Origin of the sequence: Cellulomonas sp. PS-H5 (assembly GCF_019265565.1) — a bacterium.
Classification (GTDB): domain Bacteria; phylum Actinomycetota; class Actinomycetes; order Actinomycetales; family Cellulomonadaceae; genus Cellulomonas.
In genome coordinates this window covers 1-4095 of the sequence record NZ_JAHVCI010000113.1, presented here as the reverse complement: position 1 = coordinate 4095, position 4095 = coordinate 1, and the positions used below count along the sequence as shown (strand labels likewise).

Sequence of the window (4095 nt, the reverse complement as noted above, 5' to 3'; positions counted from 1 at the left end):
GGTCCGGCGCGCGGTCCGGCGCGCCCGGCCCGGTCGCGGGCGCCCCCACGGCGGCGGCGCGCACCTCCGCCAGGGCCGCCACCGCGGCCGCGAGCGGCGCGTCGATCCCGAGCTCGCGACGCGCGGCCACCGCGATCTCGATGTCCAGCACCGCGGCGTCGGTGTTGCCGAGCGCCGCGTGCGCGCGGCCGCGGGCCAGGTGCGCCGTCGCCACGATCCGCGGCACCCCGAGCGGCGCCGCGAGGCGCAGCGCCTCGGACGCGACGGAGCGCGCCTCGTCCCACCGCTCCGCCTCGACGAGGATCGAGGCGAGGTAGACGTGCGCGTTGGCCTCCGTGAACGGCGCGACCTGCGCCCGCGGGCGGGTGCGCGGGTCGGCGACCCGGGTGATCGTCGCGCGCACGGTCGCCGCGGCCTCGTCGAGGCGACCCAGCCGCTGGCGGGCCTTCGCGAGCGACAGCATCGCCTGCGGCGCGCCCTCGTGGTCGCCCGCCGCCAGCATGCAGTCCACTGCCGCCGCCGCGTCGCGCTCGGCGTGCGCGAGGTCGCCCGACTGCGACGCGATCCAGGACCGGTAGCTGAGCGCCCAGCCCTCCTGGGTGGTGTCCCCGCACCGCCGGGCCGCGGCCAGCGCGCGGTCCGCGGCCGCGCGCGCCCGCACGAGGTCGCCGCGGCAGATCGACTGCGCCCAGGCGCGGTAGCCCTCGTGCACCGCGATCAGCCGGTCGTCGCCCAGCGCGGTCGCCGCGTCGGCCGACAGGTCGAACACCTCGGCCCAGCGGTCCCACGTCGCCCAGAGGTCGGAGAACCAGTGCAGCGCGTCCGCCACCTCCGCGACGCGCGCGTGCGAGCCGGCGGCCGCCGCCCGGCGGAGCGCGGGCAGCCAGCTCGCCGACTCGGCGCGCAGCCAGGCCTGCGCCGCCTCCTGGTCGGGGAGGTCGACGTCCCGCTCCCCGGGCGCGGCGGACCGCTCGTGGGCGTGGTCCGGCTCGAACCGGTACCCGGCGCGCACGGTCGTCCGGAGCAGCCAGTCGTCGGCCGCGGCGCGCACCGCGTCGTGCGCGGCGGCGTCCTCCTGGTGCTCCAGCTCGGACCGGGCGTAGAGCCGCAGCAGGTCGTGCAGCCCGTAGCGGTCGCCGGGCAGGTGCTGCACCAGGCTGAGGTCCACGAGCTCGTCGAGCAGGTCCTCGGTCCGCCAGACGGACTCGCCGACCAGCGCGGCCGCGAGCCCGGCACCGGTGGTGGGCGCGTCCACGAGGGCCAGCCGCCGGAACAGCCGCTGCGCGCCCGGGCCGAGCTGCTCGTACGACGAGGTGAAGGCCGCGCGCACCCGCAGGTCGCCCGCGGCGAGGGCGTCGAGGCGCCGCTCGTCGGCGGCCATCCGGCGCACCAGCCCGTCGATCGACCAGCCGGCCCGGGCCGCGAGCCGGTTGCCGGCGATCCGGAGCGCCAGCGGGACGTCGTCGCAGAGCCGGGCGAGCCGGGCGAGGTCCTCGGCGGACCCGCGCCCGGGGAGGATCGCGTCCAGCAGGCCGACCGAGTCGCCGGGCGCGAGCCGGCCGAGCACCGCGCGGTGCTGCACGCCGTCGAGCCCCGCGAGCGCGCGCCGGCTGGTGACCAGGACGGCGGACGGCCCGTCGGCCGGGACGAGCGGCCGGACCTGCTCCTCGGACGCCGCGTTGTCCAGGACCAGCAGCACGCGCCGGTCGGTGAGCAGGCCGCGGACGTGCGCGCTCGCCGCGTCGGGGTCGGGCGGGACGGTCCCCGACGCGAGCGCCTCCGCGACCCGCCGCACGGCGGCGTCCGGCGTCACGGGCTCGTGGTCGACGCCGCGCAGGTCCAGGAAGAGGCGCTCCGGGAAGTCGTCCCGCAGGTCGCGCGCCACCTGCGCCGCGAGGGTCGTCTTGCCGAAGCCGGGCGGCCCGGTCACGACGGCGACCGGGGCGGGGGCGTCCGGGCCGCCGCCTCGCAGCACCTGGCCCAGCCCCGCCCGCTCCTGGGCGCGACCGGTGAAGTCCGGCACCCGGCGCGGGAGCGGCAGGGCGTGCGGGACGGGTGCCGCGGGGCGACGGCGGCCGTCCCGGGCGAGCCGGAGCAGCGCCGCACGGTCGTCCGGGCGCAGCCGCAGGGCGTCCGCGAGCGCCTCGACCGTCCGGTGCTGCGGACCCCGGCTGACGCCGCGCTCGATGTCGCCGATGCCCCGGTCGCTCACCCCCGAGGCGGCGGCCAGGTCCTCGATCGTCAGGTCCGCGTCCTGCCGGTGCCGGCGCAGGAGCGCTCCCAGGTCGTCGTCCACCCTCGCCCGCCTCTGCCCCCGGCCGGCGAGCTCCCCCGAGTTCTGCCGGACTTCTTCCTGGTCCGCGCGCGGCGCTGCGCGGTCCAATCGTGACCGGGGACGGACGCCCCGGGCAAGTGCCCCGCGGCAGGTCGGTCCGGACCCCGACCGAGGAGGAACCATGCCCTACGTCAGCACGCCCGACGGCGCCGAGATCTTCTACCAGGACTACGGCCAGGGGAAGCCCGTCCTGCTGAGCCACGGCTGGCCGCTGAGCTCCGAGGCCTGGGCCTACGAGCTCAAGGTCCTGCACGACGCCGGCTATCGCGCGATCGCGCACGACCGTCGCGGCCACGGCCGCTCGTCCCGCACCAGCGGCGGCAACGACATGGACACGTACGCCCGCGACCTCGCGTCGCTCGTCGAGCAGCTCGACCTGACGGACCTGACCGTCATCGGCCACTCCACCGGCGGCGGCGAGGTCGTCCGGTACGCCGCGCAGCACGGCAAGGGCCGGGTGACCAAGGTCGTCACCGCGGGCGCCGTCCCGCCGGTGATGCTGAAGTCCGAGACCAACCCCGAGGGCACCCCGATCGAGGCGTTCGACGGCATCCGCGAGGGCGTCCTGCGCGACCGCTCGCAGTTCTACCAGGACCTCTCCGAGGCGTTCTACGGCGCCAACCGCGAGGGCTCGACGATCAGCCAGGGCCTGCGCGACGACTTCTGGCGGCAGAGCATGCTCGCCGAGCTGCAGGCCGCCTACGACTGCGTGCAGGTCTTCTCCGAGACCGACTTCACCGAGGACCTCAAGGCCCTGGACGTCCCGATCCTCATCGCGCACGGCGACGACGACCAGATCGTCCCGATCGCCGCGGCGGCGTACAAGTCGATCGACCTCGTCAAGCTCGGCACGCTCAAGGTCTACCCGGGCGCCCCGCACGGCATCTCGGGCGCGTACCAGGAGGCCCTGATCAAGGACATCCTCGCGTTCATCGCCGACTGACCCGCCGGCCCCGCGGGCGTCGCCCGGTCTGTGCACCCGCTGTGCGCCGATCGGGCGACGCCCGTCAAGGCGCCGTCACGGCCCGCCGATGGGTGAGGCATGACGACCCGCCCGATCCGCGCGCTCGCCGTCGCCCTGCTCGCGGTCGCGACCCTGTCCGGCTGCTTCCGGTTCGACATGCGGGTGCAGGTCGGCGAGGACGACACCGTCTCCGGCTCGTACGTCGTCGCGGTCGACCGGTCGGTGCTCGAGATGACCGGCCAGGACGTCGACGAGCTGCTCGGCACCGGGGCGGACGGCCCGAGCGGCCTGCTCGGCGAGGACGGCGGGGTCCAGGTCCGCGAGGAGCCCTACGAGGACGAAGACGCCGTCGGGCGCCAGTACGTGTTCGACGCCGTGCCGTTCGCGGTCTTCAACGGCGAGGGCATGACGCTCGCGCACGCCGACGGTCGCTACACGCTCGACGGCACGCTGCCCGCGTCGACCGGCGACACCGACCTGGGGATGTCCGTGCAGGCCGACATCCGGATCGCCTTCACGTTCCCCGGCGACGTCGAGGAGACCAACGGCCAGGTCGACCCGGACGACCCCCGCACCGTCTCGTGGACCGGCGACGGCACCCAGGACCTCGTGCTGCAGGCCGTCGCGTCGGAGGCCGGCGCCCCGTGGCTCGGGCTTGCGGTCGCGGGCGGCGCGGGGCTGCTGCTGGCCGGCGGCGTCGTGGCGCTCGTGGTGGTGCTGGTGCGCCGCCGGCGGCGCCGGGCCGCCGCCGCGCCCCCGGGCTGGTACCCGCCGGGCGGTGCGGGCGGGCCGGCGG

General features: G+C 77.0%; 2 protein-coding genes and 1 pseudogene. 2 read left to right on the top strand and 1 reads right to left on the bottom strand.

Annotated elements, in window-relative coordinates; translation table 11 throughout:
• Positions 1 to 2296 (bottom strand): helix-turn-helix domain-containing protein (locus tag J5O08_RS20365; protein ID WP_218708729.1); only part of this gene is annotated, 2296 nt, incomplete at its 3' end.
• 160 nt (positions 2297 to 2456) lie between these two features.
• On the opposite strand from J5O08_RS20365, the gene J5O08_RS20360 reads away from it, so the two are divergent.
• Positions 2457 to 3278: an alpha/beta fold hydrolase gene (locus J5O08_RS20360; protein ID WP_218708728.1), complete on the top strand. Its 822-nt coding sequence runs from the start codon at positions 2457 to 2459 to the stop codon at positions 3276 to 3278.
• A 99-nt stretch (positions 3279 to 3377) separates the two neighbouring features.
• Positions 3378 to 4095: pseudogene (locus J5O08_RS20355) on the top strand (hypothetical protein); the annotation flags it as partial.

Bases quoted from the DNA above. Each gene is read 5' to 3' on its own strand.
- J5O08_RS20360 (WP_218708728.1), top strand. From the start codon at position 2,457: ATGCCCTACGTCAGCACGCCCGACGGCGCCGAGATCTTCTACCAGGAC.